The 17,428-nt window shown below is 64.2% G+C and carries 20 protein-coding genes; 3 read left to right on the top strand and 17 right to left on the bottom strand.

The genetic code is table 11. The features are described 5' to 3' along the window. Nucleotides 1–18: 18 nt before the first annotated feature. From BFD71_RS11185 to BFD71_RS11230, 10 genes are all read right to left on the bottom strand, one after another. Nucleotides 19–1,149: a patatin-like phospholipase family protein gene (locus tag BFD71_RS11185; RefSeq protein WP_069263622.1), complete on the bottom strand. Its 1,131-nt coding sequence runs from the start codon at nucleotides 1,147–1,149 to the stop codon at nucleotides 19–21. 143 nt (nucleotides 1,150–1,292) lie between these two features. Then, nucleotides 1,293–2,006, bottom strand: a complete 714-nt coding sequence (locus tag BFD71_RS11190) for a GGDEF domain-containing protein (protein ID WP_069263624.1) — start codon at nucleotides 2,004–2,006, stop codon at nucleotides 1,293–1,295. 49 nt (nucleotides 2,007–2,055) lie between these two features. After that, nucleotides 2,056–2,439 carry a DUF1987 domain-containing protein gene (locus tag BFD71_RS11195; protein WP_069263626.1) on the bottom strand — a complete coding sequence of 128 codons (384 nt, stop codon included), beginning with the start codon at nucleotides 2,437–2,439 and terminating at the stop codon, nucleotides 2,056–2,058. A gap of 18 nt (nucleotides 2,440–2,457) precedes the next feature. Further along, on the bottom strand, nucleotides 2,458–3,021 hold the full coding sequence (locus BFD71_RS11200; RefSeq protein ID WP_069263628.1) for a SiaB family protein kinase: 564 nt from the start codon (nucleotides 3,019–3,021) through the stop codon (nucleotides 2,458–2,460). A 14-nt stretch (nucleotides 3,022–3,035) separates the two neighbouring features. After that, nucleotides 3,036–4,151, bottom strand: a complete 1,116-nt coding sequence (locus BFD71_RS11205) for a SpoIIE family protein phosphatase (protein ID WP_069264141.1) — start codon at nucleotides 4,149–4,151, stop codon at nucleotides 3,036–3,038. A 295-nt stretch (nucleotides 4,152–4,446) separates the two neighbouring features. Continuing rightward, entirely contained in the window at nucleotides 4,447–4,755 is a 309-nt protein-coding gene (locus BFD71_RS11210; RefSeq protein WP_069263630.1) for a non-heme iron oxygenase ferredoxin subunit, read from the bottom strand. 43 nt (nucleotides 4,756–4,798) lie between these two features. Further along, nucleotides 4,799–5,869 carry a fatty acid desaturase family protein gene (locus tag BFD71_RS11215; protein ID WP_069264143.1) on the bottom strand — a complete coding sequence of 357 codons (1,071 nt, stop codon included), beginning with the start codon at nucleotides 5,867–5,869 and terminating at the stop codon, nucleotides 4,799–4,801. A 140-nt stretch (nucleotides 5,870–6,009) separates the two neighbouring features. Then, nucleotides 6,010–7,131, bottom strand: coding sequence for an alanine racemase (gene alr / locus BFD71_RS11220; protein ID WP_069263632.1), 1,122 nt, complete (start codon nucleotides 7,129–7,131; stop codon nucleotides 6,010–6,012). 133 nt (nucleotides 7,132–7,264) lie between these two features. Next, nucleotides 7,265–7,834, bottom strand: coding sequence for an alpha/beta fold hydrolase (locus BFD71_RS11225; protein ID WP_141710637.1), 570 nt, complete (start codon nucleotides 7,832–7,834; stop codon nucleotides 7,265–7,267). Between the two features lie 37 nt (nucleotides 7,835–7,871). Continuing rightward, on the bottom strand, nucleotides 7,872–8,765 hold the full coding sequence (locus BFD71_RS11230) for a LysR family transcriptional regulator (RefSeq protein WP_069263636.1): 894 nt from the start codon (nucleotides 8,763–8,765) through the stop codon (nucleotides 7,872–7,874). A 102-nt stretch (nucleotides 8,766–8,867) separates the two neighbouring features. Between BFD71_RS11230 and BFD71_RS11235 the strand changes: the two genes are divergently transcribed. After that, nucleotides 8,868–9,293 (top strand): VOC family protein, encoded by a 426-nt coding sequence (locus BFD71_RS11235; protein ID WP_069263638.1) that lies wholly within the window; start codon nucleotides 8,868–8,870, stop codon nucleotides 9,291–9,293. A 21-nt stretch (nucleotides 9,294–9,314) separates the two neighbouring features. Here BFD71_RS11235 and BFD71_RS42815 read toward each other — a convergent pair whose 3' ends face one another. Continuing rightward, nucleotides 9,315–9,548 carry a hypothetical protein gene (locus tag BFD71_RS42815; protein WP_069263640.1) on the bottom strand — a complete coding sequence of 78 codons (234 nt, stop codon included), beginning with the start codon at nucleotides 9,546–9,548 and terminating at the stop codon, nucleotides 9,315–9,317. Nucleotides 9,549–9,676: 128 nt separating this feature from the next. Here BFD71_RS42815 and BFD71_RS11245 point away from each other — a divergent pair, with 128 nt between their 5' ends. Further along, the gene (locus BFD71_RS11245; RefSeq protein ID WP_069263642.1) at nucleotides 9,677–10,159 is read left to right on the top strand and encodes a hypothetical protein; all 483 of its coding nucleotides are present in this window, start codon (nucleotides 9,677–9,679) and stop codon (nucleotides 10,157–10,159) included. A gap of 129 nt (nucleotides 10,160–10,288) precedes the next feature. Here BFD71_RS11245 and BFD71_RS11250 read toward each other — a convergent pair whose 3' ends face one another. Next, nucleotides 10,289–10,600, bottom strand: coding sequence for a hypothetical protein (locus BFD71_RS11250; RefSeq protein ID WP_141710638.1), 312 nt, complete (start codon nucleotides 10,598–10,600; stop codon nucleotides 10,289–10,291). Between the two features lie 346 nt (nucleotides 10,601–10,946). Here BFD71_RS11250 and BFD71_RS11255 point away from each other — a divergent pair, with 346 nt between their 5' ends. Continuing rightward, on the top strand, nucleotides 10,947–13,157 hold the full coding sequence (locus tag BFD71_RS11255; protein ID WP_176732867.1) for a TonB-dependent siderophore receptor: 2,211 nt from the start codon (nucleotides 10,947–10,949) through the stop codon (nucleotides 13,155–13,157). A 63-nt stretch (nucleotides 13,158–13,220) separates the two neighbouring features. Here BFD71_RS11255 and BFD71_RS11260 read toward each other — a convergent pair whose 3' ends face one another. The 5 genes from BFD71_RS11260 to BFD71_RS11280 form a co-directional block, all read right to left on the bottom strand. Beyond that, on the bottom strand, nucleotides 13,221–13,886 hold the full coding sequence (locus tag BFD71_RS11260; protein ID WP_069263645.1) for a DUF2278 family protein: 666 nt from the start codon (nucleotides 13,884–13,886) through the stop codon (nucleotides 13,221–13,223). 160 nt (nucleotides 13,887–14,046) lie between these two features. Further along, nucleotides 14,047–14,400 carry a RidA family protein gene (locus BFD71_RS11265; RefSeq protein ID WP_069263647.1) on the bottom strand — a complete coding sequence of 118 codons (354 nt, stop codon included), beginning with the start codon at nucleotides 14,398–14,400 and terminating at the stop codon, nucleotides 14,047–14,049. A gap of 55 nt (nucleotides 14,401–14,455) precedes the next feature. Further along, complete coding sequence (locus BFD71_RS11270) at nucleotides 14,456–15,637, bottom strand: NAD(P)/FAD-dependent oxidoreductase (protein ID WP_069263649.1); 1,182 nt, start codon at nucleotides 15,635–15,637, stop codon at nucleotides 14,456–14,458. After that, entirely contained in the window at nucleotides 15,630–17,060 is a 1,431-nt protein-coding gene (locus BFD71_RS11275) for an NAD(P)/FAD-dependent oxidoreductase (protein ID WP_069263651.1), read from the bottom strand. Before BFD71_RS11275 ends, BFD71_RS11270 begins: the two co-directional genes overlap by 8 nt. Next, nucleotides 17,050–17,424: a (2Fe-2S)-binding protein gene (locus BFD71_RS11280; RefSeq protein WP_069263654.1), complete on the bottom strand. Its 375-nt coding sequence runs from the start codon at nucleotides 17,422–17,424 to the stop codon at nucleotides 17,050–17,052. Before BFD71_RS11280 ends, BFD71_RS11275 begins: the two co-directional genes overlap by 11 nt. Between the last annotated feature and the right edge of the window lie 4 nt (nucleotides 17,425–17,428).

Consider the following 17,428-nt stretch of genomic DNA (forward strand, 5'->3'; position numbering starts at 1 on the left):
GTGCTCTATCGCTTTCTTTTATTCTTCGTCCGCGCTGTAGACGCTGAGTCCTTCTATCGGGTCCATCGGCGCATCCCAGGGCCTTGCGTCGATCGCGCGCATGGCGGCTTCGTAGCCCGCGCGCCGGCGCGCGGCAATGCCGGACGGCGTGAAGTCGATGTCCTTCAACTGGTCGTCGCCGTCGAGTCGTGGCGCCGCGAGCTTGATGAGCCGCATGGTGGTCTCGCAGCCCCATGCCGCCAGTTCCTTCACATCGAGTGCGTCGCGCTCGTTAGCAGGCACGCGCTTCGCCAGTTCGCGGATCACGTGGCGCAAGCGGTGGATCTGCTGCTGGCGTGCGATATGGCTTTCGGTGCGGCTCGCGTATTGAATGTCCTTTTGCCGTTCTGCGATCTGCCAGATGCTTTGCGGTTCGGGGCCCGCTGGATTCCACACCTGCACCGAGAAGATCACCGAGCTGTGGCGCGGCTTGTCGTCCAGCACGACCTCGACCGGCGTGTTGGAGTAGATGCCGCCGTCCCAGTACGGCTCGCCGTCGATGCGCACCGCCGGGAACGCGGGCGGCAGTGCGCCCGAGCTCATGACGTGTTCGACACTCAGGCGCTGGTCGCGCGAATCGAAATAGCGCATCGCGCCCGTGCGGGCGTTTACCGCGCCCACGGTAAGGCGCGGGTGCCCGGCGTTCAGCAATTCGAAGTCGACCAGGGAAACGAGCGTGTCGCGCAGCGGGGCGATCCTGTAATAAGACGCGCGATCGACGCCGAGATGTGCGAGCGGACCGAACCACGATACCGGGTTGGGCTGAAAGAACCCGGCAATTCCGCCGCCGATGATCATCAGCTTTGCAAACGTCTTGTCCCAGCCGGGCGCGAAGCCAGGCCACGTTGCTGCTACGTCGAGGCGGGTGCGGTCCGTGACGCGATGCCAGAATTCGTCCAGACGCTCGAAGCGGTGCTCGGGAGCGTTTCCGACGATCAATGCAGCGTTGATGGCGCCAATGGAAGTGCCGATCACCCAGTCGACATGGATGCCGGCTTCGTGCATCGCCTCATACACGCCGAGTTGATAGGCGCCCAATGCGCCGCCACCCTGCAACACGAGTACGACTTGCCCTGGCAATGCCAGGCTTGCCGGCTGCTTCGCTGTCATCGATCGCCTCGCTGTTTTGCTCGACCGACGCGCGTTTTCGTGACCTGCATTCTTCATACGCGTCGCCGTTTTCTCCGCACCATTGTAGTGGCGTTCGGGAAAGACGAGCGTTGCGTGGCAACGGCCCAGCCGGCCGCCGTCCCTCAACCCGCCGAGGTGATTTGCCCTTCGAACGTCACGCAGTTGCGGCCGCCGCGCTTGGCGGTGTACAACGCGGAATCGGCGAGTCCGTATGCCGTGTCGAAATCGGTGCCGGCCGGATTGTCGCTTACACCGAAACTGGCGGTAATGGCGCGACACACCGGCGCCGGGAACGCGTGATTCGCAATGGCTTCGCGCATACGCTCGGCGAGTTGCAAGGCATCGGCGATGTCGAAGCCCGGCAAGACGACCGTGAACTCTTCGCCGCCCACGCGTCCGATGATGCCGGTCTCGCCGAGAATGCGGCGCAGGCAGTTCACGATGCCCGAGATCACGCTGTCGCCGGCCGGGTGCCCGAAGTCGTCGTTGACCTTCTTGAAGTCGTCGATGTCGAGCAGGATCATCACCGCCCGATTCGCGCGCAGCGCCTTCACCGTGCGTTCGATCACGGCGCTGCGATTGAGCACGCCGGTCAGCGCGTCGTGCGTCGCGCGATATTGCAGTTGCTGCGTGAGCGCCTGCATTTCGCGCTCGGCGCGATCGCTGCGCCCGATCAGGCGGCGCGTTTCGCGCATCAGGCGCTCGTAGTGATGGATCAGCTCGATGAGCGCCTCGCGATGACTGTGCGCGTACGCCTCCGGAGCCTCGGCAATCATCCGGGCCCGCTCCAGCGCCTCGCTTTCGCTGCGGAACAGATCGAGGTAGTGATCCTTCATTGCGTCCCGCAAGCCAGTCGTTTCCACGCGCGTCGTCCTCAAAGCATCCTCACGTTGCAACCGGGCAATCATTGAACTTGATTGCGGTGAAGTCGGTTTGCAGTTCCTCGCCGAATTCGAGGATCGTTTCGTCTTCTTCGTCGCGATACCAGTTCACCTGCACCTGGTTGCCCGCCGCGGCGCGATCCAGGGCGTCGAACACGCTGAACAGCATTTTCGTGCTCGAGCTGTTGAAGTAGGTGAGCGTGACCTCGACCGTGATCGCGGCGTTTTCGCAATCCTTGAGCCAGAGATTGAGCCGCTCGATGATCGGCGCATAAAACGCGGCGGCATTCTCGGGATACGATTCGCCTCGCAGTGACAGCACGTTTTCGTCGAAGCGGAAGTCGATTTCCGGCGACGTTGCCGTGGCGGCGATAAAAAGGTTTTCCATTTTGTACGCGTGCCCTGGTCAGATGATGGTCTTGAGGCAAAACAGTGTGGTGCCCGTATCGTCTTCGCGTGGATGAAACGCGAATTCGAGCGGCGCACTGGCGTCGCGCGCCATCGTCAGAAAACCCAGTCCCGCGCCTTTGCTATCGGCAGGCGTGTCGGCGCGCAGCGACATCTTGTAGGCCTGCTTGATTTCTTCGATCGACATGTTGCGCAGCGGCTCCAGCTTCTTGCGCAAGTCGTCCACGGCCGCCGTGGCGATGGGATTCACGCATACCATGAGGTGGCGCTCGCCTTCGGCGGAAATGCACATCGCGCCTTCGCGTATTGCGCCGCCCTGGCCTTGATCTTCCGATAGCGCCTCGCACGAGTAGTGCACGATATTGTGCGAAAGCTCGATGAACGAGGAGAAGATCTTTCTGCGCGTGGACGAGCTCAGTCCCGCCACTTCCAGTTGCAGCTTGACGACCTCGCTCATCGCCGCGACGATGCTGTGCGAGAAATAGCCTTTGTGATAGAAGAGCAAACTGCGCTTCTGTGCGATTTCGAAGAAGCAGCAGTTTTGATCCAGAATTCCAGACATATTGGTGAACTACCTCAAACTCGTGCGAAGAAAAGCGTGACGTCGTCGCGGCGCGCTTGCGAGCCTTGCCATTCGGCAAAGGTTTCGAGCAGGCGTGCGCAGATGAAAGAAGAAGCGCTCTCGCGCTCAGCGAGAATCCGGTCGAGCGTCCGGCGTTTGCCGAACGCGATCTTGCGCGGGCCGCCAATCTGATCGGTCAGACCATCCGTGGAAACGAACAGCAGGCTGCCGTGCGGTAGGGCGACGGCGTGCTGGGTCCACGTGTAATCGGCGAGGCTGTCGACATAGCCCACGCCCATGCGGTCGCCGGCTATGCTTTCGAACTGTTGAGCGTCCGCACGCAATACATGCAGCGCGACGCGCGCACCCGCAAAGTGGAGCACCTGGCTGGCGGCGTCGAACCAGAAGAACGCGGCGTCCAGACCGTCGTTGGACTGCGGGGCGTCGCCCGCGCCGTTGATTTGCCCGAGCAGGCCCTTCACATTGCGATTGACGGCTGCCAGCAACGCGGAAGGGCTGCGTGGGCCGATCTGTTCGAGCGCCTGCGAGAGCGACGCCGAGGCCAGCAAGGTCATGAACGCGCCGGGCACGCCGTGCCCCGTGCAATCGGCCACCGCGCCGAACCAGCCGTCGGCGAACGCAGCGAAATGGTAGAAGTCGCCGCCCACCACGTCGCGCGGTTCCCAGACGAGCGCGGCATCGGGCAACATGGTCGCAAGCGTCTCGCGCGAGGCGCGCAGCATGGCTTGCTGGATCACGCTCGCATACTCAATGCTCTGCATGATCTGCCGATTCTTTTCCGCCTGCATCTCCGCGACGATGGACAGCAGGCGCAAGCCGTTGCCCACGCCAGCGAAGCGGCCTTCGCGCGTCACGATGAAACCGTCGACCAGCGCCTTTTCGCCGACTTCAACGGTTTTGAACGTGAGCGCCTCGATGCTCATGGCCGCGTCGACGATCAATGGTTCCTTGTCCATGAACGCGATGCAGCTCTTTTTGTCGTATAGCTCGCGATGAAACGGCTTGCTCATTTGCGACATGAAAATATCGCGGTTGATGAGCCCGATGGGGCGATCGTTTTCGGTCACCGCGAGACTGGCCATGTCGCGCCTCGAATAGAAAATCTCCATGACGAGAGAATTCGAATCCGAAGCGTCGATGGCGGGCACTTCCAGAGCCAGTTCTCCGGCGCTGCGCGGGCCTACGGGAAGACCCGGACGACGAAACTGCGCGAGCGCGGGGTGCATGACTATCCATTCCGATTAATATGGAGAATCAGCACGCTAATGGCTATTTATGACATTCTCGTTACATGGACGAGAGTAAGCGCCTAAGTTGGCTTGTTTAATACACCATAATGATCGGCGAGTGCCACGCTAACGTTTGCGCGTTTTTTTTCGCTTCCCTTTGCAAGGTTTCGGTGCATCACACTTCAATATAAATTCGTCCGTCTTCGACCCTGGCCGGGTACGTGGCGAGCTTCTCACATACCGGTGCACAAAGCGGTTTGCCGTCACGCACGTCGAAGCGGCCATTATGCTTCGGACATTCGATCACATGGCCCATGACGAGCCCGTCGCTCAGGTGCACATGTTCATGTGTGCAGAGCCCGTCGCTCGCGTAGACCTGATCTTCCACGCGGTAGATCGCAAAGGTGCGTCCGCCGTGGTCGAAGCGCATGACGTCTTCGTCTTCGATATCGTCGAGTGCGGCTGCGTCGATCCATTGGGCCATGAAGTGTCTCCAGATTGATATTGAACGTTGTGTGCGCAACGGCTCAGGCTTCGGCGTGGCCCGGTACCGGGCGCGCCACGTGATAGTAGGGGTCGCGTGTTTGCCGCACGAGCGCGGGAATGATTTCCGCGTAGGCGGCAAGGCTGCTGCGATAAGGCGGCGGCATGTCCGTTTTCACGACTTCGTGCAGGCGCGGCAGCGCGTGAAAAGGAACCATCGGAAACATGTGATGCTCGACGTGATAATTCATGTTCCAGTAGAGAAAGCGGAATACGGGATTCATCATTACCGTGCGGCAGTTGCGCCGGTGGTCGAGCACGTTCTCGGGCATGCCGGCGTGCTGCGTGAGGCCGAAGTAGAGATAAAGCCACGCGCCGTAGAGGCTCGGCAGGCCGATATAAAGCAGCGGCAGGATGGTGCGAAAGCCGATGCAGGCGCCAATCGCGATTGCGTACACGAGCAGGCTCAGGCGCGCTTCGCGAATGGCCTTGGGCCATTCAGAGGCGGGCACGAAGCTTTGTTCTTCCTCGCCGAGGCGTCCGCACGCAGCGGAGATCATGCGCGGCAACTCGCGCGAGGCGTGCTTGAGCGCGAAGATGTTGAGGGCGAGCGAGAGCCAGTCGGTGGGGCGCGGCGCGGCGATCTCGGGATCGCGGCCAACCACCAGCGTGTCGGTGTGATGGCGCGCGTGGCTCCAACGCCAGATCGTCGCGCAGCGGAATACCTGGAACGAAGCGATCTGATAGAGCGCGTCGTTCATCCAGCGCGTTTTGAATGCGGTGCCGTGACCCGCTTCGTGCCAGCGCGAATCGGCGGGACTGCAATAGAGCGTGCCGTAGAGGAGAAACGCGGGTACGGCCCACCACGAATGCGCGTGCCAGAGGAACCCGGCGAGCACGCCGCTCGCGACGATGGCCGCATACCAGATCACGGTGTCGCGTATGGCGCGCGCGTCGCTGCGCTGCATCAACTGCTTCATCACGGGGCGCGGCACGGCGCACCGGTACCAGTCCGCGTTGACGAGGCCCGCTGCGCGCGCGCGTTCGCCTGCACCGCCGATGAGCCGGTAGTCCGCATGATGCGGCGCGTAGGCGTGAGTCTCCTGGTCGGCCACGAGTGTCTCCTTGAAGTGTTGGCAGCGCGCGGCGTGCGGCGTGCGGTGCGCTGCGCGTGTCAACACAAAAATAGGTGACGCAAGGCCGGGGCTCAACCGGAAGTTTGACGAAATTTCGTCAGCGAGCTTTTTCGGCGGCGTCAGGCTGCTACGCGCTCGCCGCTCGTTCGCGCTGCGCGGGACGTATCTGCGCCGTCGGCCACGACCACCGCCACGCGCAGCGCGAGTGCACACATCAGCTCATAGCCGATGGTGCCCGACGCTTCGGCCACCTCGTCGACGCGCACGTGGTCGCCCCACAGTTCGACGCTCGAACCGATGCCCGCTTGCGGGCACGGCGTGAGATCGACCGTCAGCATGTCCATCGAGACGCGCCCGACCACGCGCGTGCGTACGCCATCCACGGCAATCGGCGTGCCGGTGGGCGCGTGGCGCGGATACCCGTCCGCATAGCCGCACGCCACCACGCCGACGCGCATGGGCCGGTCGACCTCGAAGGTGCGGCCATAGCCGATGGTTTCCTGCGGCGCGAGCGTTTGCACGCCGATGATGCGGCTCGTGAGCGTCATGGCCGCGCGCAGGCCGAAGCCTTCCACGTGCCGCGCCACGCCCGTGGGCGACGCGCCATAAAGGATCGTGCCGGGGCGCACCCAGTCGCGATGCGCGCGCGGGTGCCAGAGCACGCCTGCCGAATTCGACACCGACTGCTCGCCGGGAAGGTCCTGCACCACCGCGTCGAAGGTGTCGAGCTGCCAGTCGATGTGGCCGTCGTCGGCGTTCGCGAAGTGCGTCATGAGGCCGATCGCGCCGATCGACGGAATCGCGCGTGCGCGCTCCCACGCGGCGCGATACGCATGGGGACGGAAACCCAGGCGGTTCATCCCCGAGTTCATCTTCAGCTGGATATCGATGGGATGCTGCGGCTTCGCTGCCGCGAGGAGATCGAGTTGCTCGTCGCAATGCACGGCCACAGTGAGCCGGTACGTTGCGGCCAGCTCGATGTCGGCGGGTTCGAACACGCCTTCGAGCAGCAGCAGGGGTTTGGTCCAGCCCAGTTCGCGCACGCGCACGGCTTCATCGAGGTCGAGCAGGGCGATGCCGTCGGCGCCCGCGAGCGCCGGATAGATGCGCTCGATGCCGTGTCCGTATGCATTGGCCTTGATCACGGCGAAGGCGCGCGAGCCGGCGGCACTTTGTTTCGCCAGCTGCAGGTTGTGACGGATGGCGTCGGGTTGAATGCGGGCGACGATGGGGCGCGGCATAGGCGTTCCTGTGGGTTGGACGGCGACGGTCTAGTAGTTTGTGCAATCGTATTGATTTTCGTCCAGTTATATTTAATGTATTTTTCGACGAATTTGGTTGAAACGACTGCCGCCCGTCCCGCCATGCATCCGGTCAGTCCGCCATCAAATGGGTATCCACGAGCGGCGCCAACGCTTGTGCGTGGACGCTCGCGAGATCATGCTCGCCGCCGCGCACCACGTGCAGCGCGGAATTGGCGAGCAGGGCGTTGAGCCGCTCGCCGACCGCGACGGGACTCAAGGGATCGTTGTCGCCCCAAAGCAGCAGGGCCGGCTGGGTGATGCTGGCGATCTGGTTCGAAAGGTCAGTATGGAACGAGACGAACCACTCCGGGAAGGCGCTCGTGTCGCTGTCGATGCCGCCGGACGTGACCGAGAGCGCCAGATGCGTGACGAATTGCGGCTTCTCGAGCGCCGCGCGCACGGCGATGACGCCGCCCATCGACTGGGCGATCAACGCCGTGGGCCGATCGAGCATGGCCAGCACGCGCTGCACGATGGCGTCGATGCTGGCGATTGCCGGGTCCACCGGTTCGCCGCCGAAACCTGGATAACCTACGAAGCGGCGCGCTGCCGGCGTGGCGAGGCGATCGGACAGCGGTTGCCAAAAGGCCTTGTTGCCCGAGGCGCCGGGCAGAAAAATCAATTGCTCGGGGGCGCTCACGTGTGTTTCTCCGGTGGGCCTGCAAGGCATGATGGGTTCATTGCGGCTCGTCCGCTGGCTGTTGCTCGCGGGCGCGCGATTCGAGCAGCTGGATCAGCAGGCGCGCTGGGTCGCTCAGCGTGCCCGGCGCGCGATGCACGAGGCCGACGTCGCGGTGGAACGTGTGCTGCCCGAGATCGATTGCGCGCACTTTGGCAGGCCAGCGCCGCCACGCCGACGTTTGCGGCACCAGCGCGACGCCCACGCCGTTCGCAACGAGGCCGACGATGGCTTCCAGTTCGTCGAGTTCGCTCAGGTCCTGCACGGTGTAGTGCATGCGGCGCAGGAAGCGGTCTACTTGGCGTCCGCCAAACGATGCCCGATCGTAGCGGATGAAGGGTTGCGTCGCCAGCAGTTCGGCCCAGTCGTGGCCTTTCACATGGCGCGGCACGATGAGCCGGAACGGCTCGCGCGCGAGCGTGGTCCAGCGCAAATCGCTTTGCAGTGCGAAGGGTGGCCGGATGATGGCCGCCATGTCGATTTCGCCCGCATCCACGAGATTGTGAAGCTCCATCGAAACGCCGGGGATCACACGCGTGCGGCAGCCGGCACAGCGGCGGTGGAATTCGCCAAGCGCCTCCGGCACCAGCGCGCGCTGCACGGAAGCGATTGCGCCGAGCGTGACGCGCTCTGTCGCCGCGGGACCCGCCGCGCTCGAACTCAGGTTTTCATAGAGCCTGATGACTTCGTGCGCCTGGGCGAGGATCTGCTGGCCCATCGCGTTCAGACGCGCGTTGCGCCCCTCTCGGTCGAACAGCGCGAAGCCCAGCTCCGCCTCGAGGCGCTGCATTTGTGCGCTGACGGCGGCCTGGGTCAGGCCGATCTTCTGTCCCGCCGCGGCGAACGTGCCTTCTCTCGCCACGGCAACGAGGGTTCTGAGTTCGCGTATCATTCATAAACGATATTTGTGAATCAGAAAATTATATATTGATTTTGTTTTTACTTCGGCCTGTCTACCATGGCGAGATCACGTTCGAAGACAGTGGAGATACGCATGTCGCTTTCCCCCTTTCACCTCGCCATTCCCGTTTATGACCTCGCCGCCGCGCGCGACTTCTACGGCCGCGTATTCGGGCTGGCAGAGGGGCGCTCCAGCGCGCAGTGGGTCGATTTCGACTTCTTCGGCCACCAGCTCGTGATTCACGAGCACCCGAAAACGGCTTCGCAGGACCATGCGCACACGAACCCCGTGGACGGCCACGACGTACCGGTGCCGCATTTCGGCGTCGTGCTGAGCTGGAGCGACTGGGAGGCGCTGGCCGAGCGCCTCAAGACCTTCGGCGTGAAGTTCGTGATCGAACCTTACGTGCGCTTCAAGGGGCAGGTGGGCGAGCAAGCCACGATGTTCTTCCTCGACCCGTGCGGCAACGCGCTCGAATTCAAGGCCTTCAAGGACATCGGCCAGCTGTTCGCCAAATAAGCGTGAATGGCCGCGAGGCGATCAAGGTGCCGGCGCAGGCATGAACTTGAACGACGGTGTTGCCACGACATTGCCCGCCACCTCGCCTGAATACATCTGGCCCGAATCGATCGTGAGCTTCATCACGGGCGCGCCGGGTTTGAGATCGAGCTTGCTCAGCGTGGCGAGCGTCATGAGCCCCATGCGTTCGGTGAGCGTGCCGCTCGGCATCACCACGCCCAACATGCCGAATCTTTCGTCGACGGTCTGGCGCACGGATTCTTAATCGTGGATTTATGCAAAGGCACCGGCGCGTTTTAAGCGAATTTTAATTCTCGCTCGACATAGTAAAAGACGCCTCCCGGCGCAAACCGCGCGTGGAGGCTCGAACAATGGAGGATGAGATGCGTTTTCGCACTGCTATGGCGGCGGCCGCACTGGTGTGCGCACCGGCCCTCGCATTGGCGGCCCAGCCGCTTTTCGTCAACGTCGACGGCCACCTCGTTCCGGCTCAAGGCGAGACCCATGTGGTCCAGACCTCTGCTGGCCCGGTCAAGATCAGCACGTGGAGCTGGCATAGCCCGAACGGCGCCAGTAGCATTCAGGTTCAGAGCAGCAGCGGCGGACCGCCGCCCGCGTGGGCGCTGCAGCAGATGCGCGCGATGACCATGCAGATGTGGGCCATGCAGGCCCAGATGCAGCAGTTCCAGCAGGCGGCATTCAGCGGTGAATTCGCGATGCCCACACCGATGCCTGTGCTGTTCGCGGTGCCCGCATGGGCAATGCCGGGGCCTGTGATCGTCGTCTATCCGGGGCATGCGCCAGCGCCTGCATCGGGACAACCGCCAGCGGTCGCACCGCCACACGCGCCGGCTGTGAAAGCGTAAGCACGCGCATCAGCAGAGAGCCGCCAGTTCATTCTGGCGGCCGGCAAATATAATCAGGAAAGCTGAATATCGTAAGATTGCAAGCGTGCTGGGCTGAACAGGCGCAAGCATACATCGCGTGAACAGGCGCTAGGGCTGCTGCCAGTGGAAACGATCGCCGCGCAAGCGGGCGCCGTCGCCGTTATCGTCGAGCTTTTTATCGCCGCCCGGGAGCGCTTCGAAATACGACTTGTCGTCTTTCTGGGGCCCCGTATGCAACGCGGCGCGCGAAATGCCCGGCGGGATGGACGAGGGCGAGGCGGGAGGCCAATGTAGCGTGGCAGGCGCCACGCTCTGGGGAGAGGGCAGATCCGTGATTTCGTTCGCTGCGGCGAAGCCCATGGCCCATGCGGCCGGGACCGAAGCCAGAACGATCAGCACGGGGAACGTAGCGTGTCTCATACGCGGTCACCACGTGAATGCACTGACTGGGTATTTTATGACGCGACTTAGCGTATTTCCAGGCGCGGGCATTACGCACAGCAGCAAGCCGGGCGCGAGCGCGCTACGTTCGTACTTCGGTCCAATCCAGACGATTTTCGGTGATTCTTGCGCGAAATGGACATGGTCGGGCCGCCTGGCGTCCGTTTTGAGCACTATTTCGAGGGAATCCCTCAAATCCGACGAATGAGTCGCGGGTTCTAGGAAAAGTCGTAAGGGTTTGTTAATATCGCCCGCCAGTGAAAATGAGAATGCTTCTCATTGAAGTATCCGGCCAGCACTGGCGAGACGACCCTTCCAAAACGACATGAACAACCGAGAACACGCGCGGCAAGCGCGACGCACGCTGCCGCGACCGTTGCATATTGCGGCCTGGCTTACTTTCGCGACGGCTCAGGCCGCTGTCGCCCAAACATCGACGCAGGACAGCGCCGCGGCAAGCACAACCCAGAAGGTACTGCCTCGAGCCGCCATAACCGGTACGGCCGGCACGGAGCAGGCGCTGCCCGCCGTGAAGGTGAGCGCAAGCCAGGTCGCCGATTCGCCGCTGAACCTGAACACGCCGGTGAACAGCGGCGCGCTCGGCACGCGCTCGCAGCTCGACACGCCGTTCTCGACCACGGTCGTGACGGGCGAGAATCTGGCCGAGCGCCAGGTCTACAAGCTCGGCGATGTGTTTGCCGGCGACGCCTCGGTCACCAACAACAGCAACGCCTATAACGCGTGGGCCACCTACATCACCATTCGCGGTTTGCCGGTGGACTGGCAAAACGGCTTTCGCATCGACGGCAATCCGTTCATCTCGTACGGCATCACCATGCCCTACGAGCAACTGGAGCGCGTGGAACTGCTCAAGGGCCTGGGCGGCTTCATGTACGGGTTCGCGCAGCCGGGCGGCCTCGTCAACTACGTGACGAAGCGGCCGGAAAAGGACCCGGTCACGAGCCTCGACGTGGGCTATCGCATGGACGGCGTGCTGAGCACGCACGTCGACCTGAGCCGCCGATTCGGCCCGGACGACATGTTCGGCGCGCGCCTGAATTACACGAAGGAAGCGGGCAAGACCTATAACGCCGGCGATATCAACCGCAACTCGGTTTCGCTCGCACTCGACGGCCAGCTCACGCGCGACCTGCAGGTATGGTTCAACGCGCTCTACCAGACGATCCGTTCCAGCGGCCAGACGCCCGCGATCTACACGGGCAGCTACACGGCGTCGAGCCTGCCCGCGGTGATCAGCGGCGGCAGCAACCTGCTCGGCGGCACCGACCAGCACATCAACACCAACCTGCAGCTCTACACGGCGGGCGTGCGCTACCAGATCACGCCCGACTGGTCGTTCACCACCTCGGGCAGCTACAGCAAGTCGGCGCGCGACCGCAACGAGAGTACGCTCACGCTGCTCAACCAGGCAGGCGACTACACCGACGCGCGCTGGAACGGCGACGAAGCCCATCAGGACGTTTACTGGCAGGGCATGTTCGAAGGCAAGGTGAAGACCGGGCCGTTCACGCATCAACTCGTGATTGGCGGCGCATACCAGCACCAGACCAACAACTACGCGTTGAACTCGATCTATACGGTGCTCGGTAGCGGCAATCTGTATCAGCCCAACCCGTGGCGCTTCTATTCGGGCGGCGGGCTCGAAACCTACCGTACGAGCGACATCACGCAGGCTTCGGCGTTCGTGAGCGACACGATGCAGATCACGAGCCGCTGGTCGGTGCTCGCTGGCCTGCGTTACACGAACTATAGTCAGAACAACTACGCAACCACGGGCGAAAAGACGTCCCAGTACAGCCAGAACGGCGTGCTCACGCCGACCTTCGCGCTCATGTACAAGCTCGAGCCGAACACGACGCTGTACGCGAGCTACGTCGAGGCGCTGGAGCAGGGCGCGATCGTGGACAGCATCTACGCGAACGGCGGCGCGATGCTGCGTCCGCTGCGCTCGCGTCAGTATGAAATTGGCATCAAGAGCGAACACGAGCGCTGGAGCGCAACGGCGGCCCTGTTCCGCATCGAGCGCGGCGCGGCCTACGCGAACGCCGACAACGTCTACGTGCAGGACGGCAATTCGATTTACGAAGGTGTCGAGGCGGCCGGGAGCGTGCGGCTCGGCCGAAGCTGGCAGGTCGCAGGCAGCGTCACGCTGCTCGACACGTGGTACGCGAAGGGACAGTCGTACAACGGCAATCGTGTGGCTGGCGCGCCGACCTTCGTCGCCGCGGGCCGCGTGACTTACGACGTGCCTTACGTGCAAGGCCTGCAGCTTGGCGCGGATGCGAAGTTCACGGGCAGCACGCAGGTGCGCCCAGCCAACAATCTCGAAACGGGCGGCTACATGCTCGTGAACGTGGGCGCGAACTACTTCACCCGCATTGGCGGCCACGACGTGACGCTGCGCGCGGCCATCGACAACATCACGAATCGCCGTTACTGGATGTTCCAGTATTCCGATTACATCGCACCGGGCGATCCGCGCACGGTCAGCCTCAACGCGAAGATCGACTTCTAAACGGTCGATTCGCTTCAACGAGCGGGCGCATGGCGGGATTCCGGCATGCGCCCGCTTGCCGTTTTACGAAATCGGCTGCGAATCTGGCGTGGGGTTGCCGAGATTGTCGGTGGGCACGTATTGCTGATCGAACGCCGCCACATACAACGCCCATTCGGGGTCGCCCAGGTCCACGAGCAGCGCGCCGTCCTGCCAGATGTCGTTGTGGTCGTTCGCGTCGTTGCCGGCCTTGTGGATGAACTCGCCCTTCGAGCCCTGGTTCATGTGGACGTCGTGGATGCCGTCGCCTTCGCTGTAGAAGCGGCCGAACACGTAGACGTCGAGCGACGATTGTTGCGCGCGCAACAGAAGGCGCTGCAGCGAGGCGACGGGCTCCACCTGGTCGGAGCCGTCCATGACATCGCTGTTGCGCCATGCGCCCGTATTGGCGAGAAAGTCGCTGCGCTCGAAGTCGATGGCCGGCAGCGCTTCGGTGCCCGTGAGATCGGTCGAGCCTTCGGCCGCGCCCTCGAGCGTGGTCAGCACGTTGTGGTTGAAGTCGAACACGAGCTTGTACTTGAGCAGGTCATCCGCGTCCGTGGTGCCGACGTTCACAGCGATGTCCCAGCGCGTGCCGTTGACCGTCACACCGAAGTGCAGGTGATACTGGACTTCGTGTGGCCGCCGCGTGGCCTTCAACTGCGGCGCGGAAACAATTTTCGCCTTGACGTAGCCGTAAGGAAGGGCCATCGCGCGCTCCTCTAAGTTCGGGTGGGTTCGCCATTGTGCCGCGCGAACGTGAACTTGCGCTTACAGCGTGCGCGCGATGTCGTGCCCCCGTCGCTTTACGGTTGCTCGACTGAGGCTGTCGACGCGCTTTCACGGCGGCGCCGGCAGCTTCACACGGCGCTTAGGCCAGCGCCACGACCGCGATCTCCACGAGCAGTTGCGGCGAAGCCAGTTGCGCCTGCACTGTCGCGCGTGTGGGCGCGCAACCTTCGGGCACCCACGCGTCCCACACCTCGTTCATGCCGGCGAAGTCGCGCGCGATATCCGCAAGCCAGACCTGCGCGGAGACGAGCCGCGTCTTGTCGATGCCGGCCTTGGCGAGAAAGCCATCGATTTTCGCGAGCACGGCAGCGGTCTGGACTTTCACGTCGGGCGACGGATCGGCCGACGTCTGGCCGCCCACGAACACGAGCCCGGCGGCTTTCACGACTCGGCTCATGCGCTGATTGGTTTCGATACGAACAATATCGTTCATGTGTCTGCAAGCTCCTTCGCCGTAATGGCGAGACAGGGTGAGGGAATCGAAGGCGTCAGTGCGCGGCGACGCCGGCTAGCGGCGCCTGCACCGCGGGGCGCTCGAAGCGGTCGATCGCGAACGCATCGAGCGAGAGCGAAGGCGCGCCGTCGAGCACGAGTTCGGAAACGAGCTTCCCGCACGCGGGCCCGAGTTGAAAGCCGCTGCCGCAATAGCCGAACGAGTAGTACAGATTCGCGGCACGCCGGCTCGCCGAGATGATCGGCAGCGAGTCGGCCGTGAACGCTTCCACACCGGCCCATGCGCGGTTCACGCCCAGATGGCGCAGATGCGGAAACAGATCGACGACGGTCTGTGCGCTTTTCACGAGCCGCATGAAATCGACTTCGCCGTGCCGCCCCGGCAGATCTGCGATGCCGATCAGCTTGCCGCCGATCACCACGGTGCCGTTGTCGAACTGCTTGAACGAAAGCGGCCGTCCGGTTGCGCCGAGCGTCGCGCGGCAGAAGGGCGCTACGCGGTGCGTAACCATCAACATCAGACCCTCGGGATAAACGGGCACAGGCTCGCCGGCCTGGCGCGCCAGTTCGCCCGACCACGCGCCCGCCGTGACGAGCAGCTTGCGCGCGGCAAAGGCGCCGCGCGGGGTTCGTGCGATCCAGCGCTCGCAGCGCGGCTCGATGTGCGTGACCGCCGTGCCTTCGTAGAAGCGCGCGCCGTGCTTTTGCGCGGCGAGGCGAAACGCCGTGGTGGTGCGAAAGGGCAGCGCATAGCCGTCGTGCTCGACCCAGATGCCGCCCGTCACGTGCTTCGCCAGTGCCGGTTCGAGTTCGAGCACCGTTTCGCGGTCGATCAGCTTTTCGTGCGTGAAACCGTGCGATTCGAGCAGCGCGACGCGCTCGCGGCACTCTTCCAGTTCGGCCTCGGTCTCGGCAATCTTCAGTTGTCCGGAAGGAACGAAGCCGCCGTCGTCGCCGACGCTGTCGGGTAGCGCGTGCCAGATTTCGCGCGACATGAGCGCAAGCGGAATCTCGGGGAGCGGGCGGCCGAGCGTGCGCACACCGCCCGCGTTCACGCCCGACGAATGTCGGCCCACGTAGTCGGCTTCGAGAACGATCACGCTCGCGCCGCGCCGCGCCATGTGAAAGGCGCTGCTCGAACCGTGCAGGCCGCCGCCGATCACGAGCACATCCGCTTCCTGCACGGCGCTCGTGGGAGGAGTTCGGGCGTCATTCACCGGCGAGTTCTCCGAGCGTGAGCGGCTTGATCGGCGGGCGGATGCGGTAGTAGCCCACCTCGGCTGGCGGCACCTTGCGCGCCTCGGCGATCACTTCGGTCACGGTAAGGCCGCACATGCGGCCCTGGCAGGGGCCCATGCCGCAGCGGCCGAACGACTTCGCCTGGTTCGGGCCGAGGCAGCCGAGGCCGACGAAGCCGCGCAACTCGCCCGCCGTCACTTCTTCGCAGCGGCAGACGATGGTGCTGTCGGCGGGGATGCGGTTTGCGTCACGCGGGCGGTAGAGGCTGTCGAGGAACGGGCGGATGCGCATCACGCGCTCGAGTTCCGCGCGATGGGAGGCCGCCTCGCGATCGCGCGTGGCTGAATCGATCGAGCCTTGCTGTGCGGCGGCGGCGAGCGCCGCGAGCACGCCCTGCTGCGCCGCGGCCTGGGCCCCGCCGATGCCCGCGCCGTCGCCGGCCACGAAGATGCCGGGCACGTCGAGTTCGCCCCATGCATCCGTTTGCGGTGTGAAGCAAAGCTGCCCGTTGTCCCAGCGATGCGTAGCGCGCAGCGCCTGCGTGAACTGCGTGTTGGGTACCACGCCCTGATGCAGCAGGATCACATCGGCCTCGACGCGGTGCGCGCGGCCTTGCGACGTGAACGTGAGTGCAGCGGCGCGCTGCACGCCGTCGCTGCCCTGGTGGCCTTCCACGGCGAGGTCGTCGGCGGCTTCGAAAATGGGAACCTTGGCCTCGCGCAGCGTGCGGATCAGATGCAGGCCTTTGCTCAGGAACGGCCAAGAGCGCAGCGCGGCAAGCAGGTGGCGTTTCGCGCGCCAGCGGTCTTCGTGGCGCGTGGTGTCGACGAGCGCGCGAATCGGCACGCCTGCCCGGACGTATTGCCAGCCGAGCAGGTAGAGCAGCGGCCCGCAGCCCGCGAGCACGGGCGGCGAGGCGGGCACCTCGCCCGCGCTCTTGAGCAGGATCTGCGCGGCGCCCGCCGTGAGCACGCCGGGCAGGGTCCAGCCCGGAATGGGAAACGGCCGCTCCAGCGCGCCGCTCGCGAGAATCACGCGCTTGGCCTGGAAACTGCCTACTTTGCCGTCCTTGAGGTAGTGAACGGCATGTTCGCGCGTGACCTGCCAGACGGAGGCATGGGCGACATGCTGCGCGCCGGAGCGCGCGAACGCCTGGACGATGGCGTCGCCCGCCGCGTAGTCGGGGCCCAGTATCTCCTTGCGGCGCGCGTCGGCGCGGCCTATCGCGCGATAGATCTGGCCGCCCACGGCGTCCTGCTCATCGATCAGGACCACTGAGAGTCCGGCGTGCGCCGAACGGGTGGCCGCGCTCATCCCGGCGGGACCGGCGCCGATCACGACGACATCGACGGCTTGCGCATTGAAATCGGCTCTGGCATCGCCTTGATAATCACCGGGCATGAGCGTTCTCCTCGAGCGTGTCGGCATTTGCGCCGGGTTCGGGCGGCAAGTCCCGCGCGCCTTCCTGCGAGCGGATCTGCATGCCCGCGCGCACGGGCACCATGCAGCTCTGGCGGCTCGGCACGCCGTCGATCTCCACGAGGCATTCGAAACACGCGCCCATCATGCAGAACGGCGCGCGCGGCGCACCCGAAACGGGCGTCGCGCGAAAGCGCGATACGCCCGCGGCAAGCAGCGCGGCGGCGACGGAGCGGTCGGCGGGCACGGACAGCGGCTGGCCGTTGAACCAGATATCGACGCGCGTTTCGGCGTCGGAGAGTGTCTTGAACAGCGGCGCGGGCGCCTGGGGAGATTGGGCTGTCATGGCG

It is taken from the genome of Paraburkholderia nodosa (assembly GCF_001718195.1).
Classification (GTDB): domain Bacteria; phylum Pseudomonadota; class Gammaproteobacteria; order Burkholderiales; family Burkholderiaceae; genus Paraburkholderia; species Paraburkholderia nodosa_A.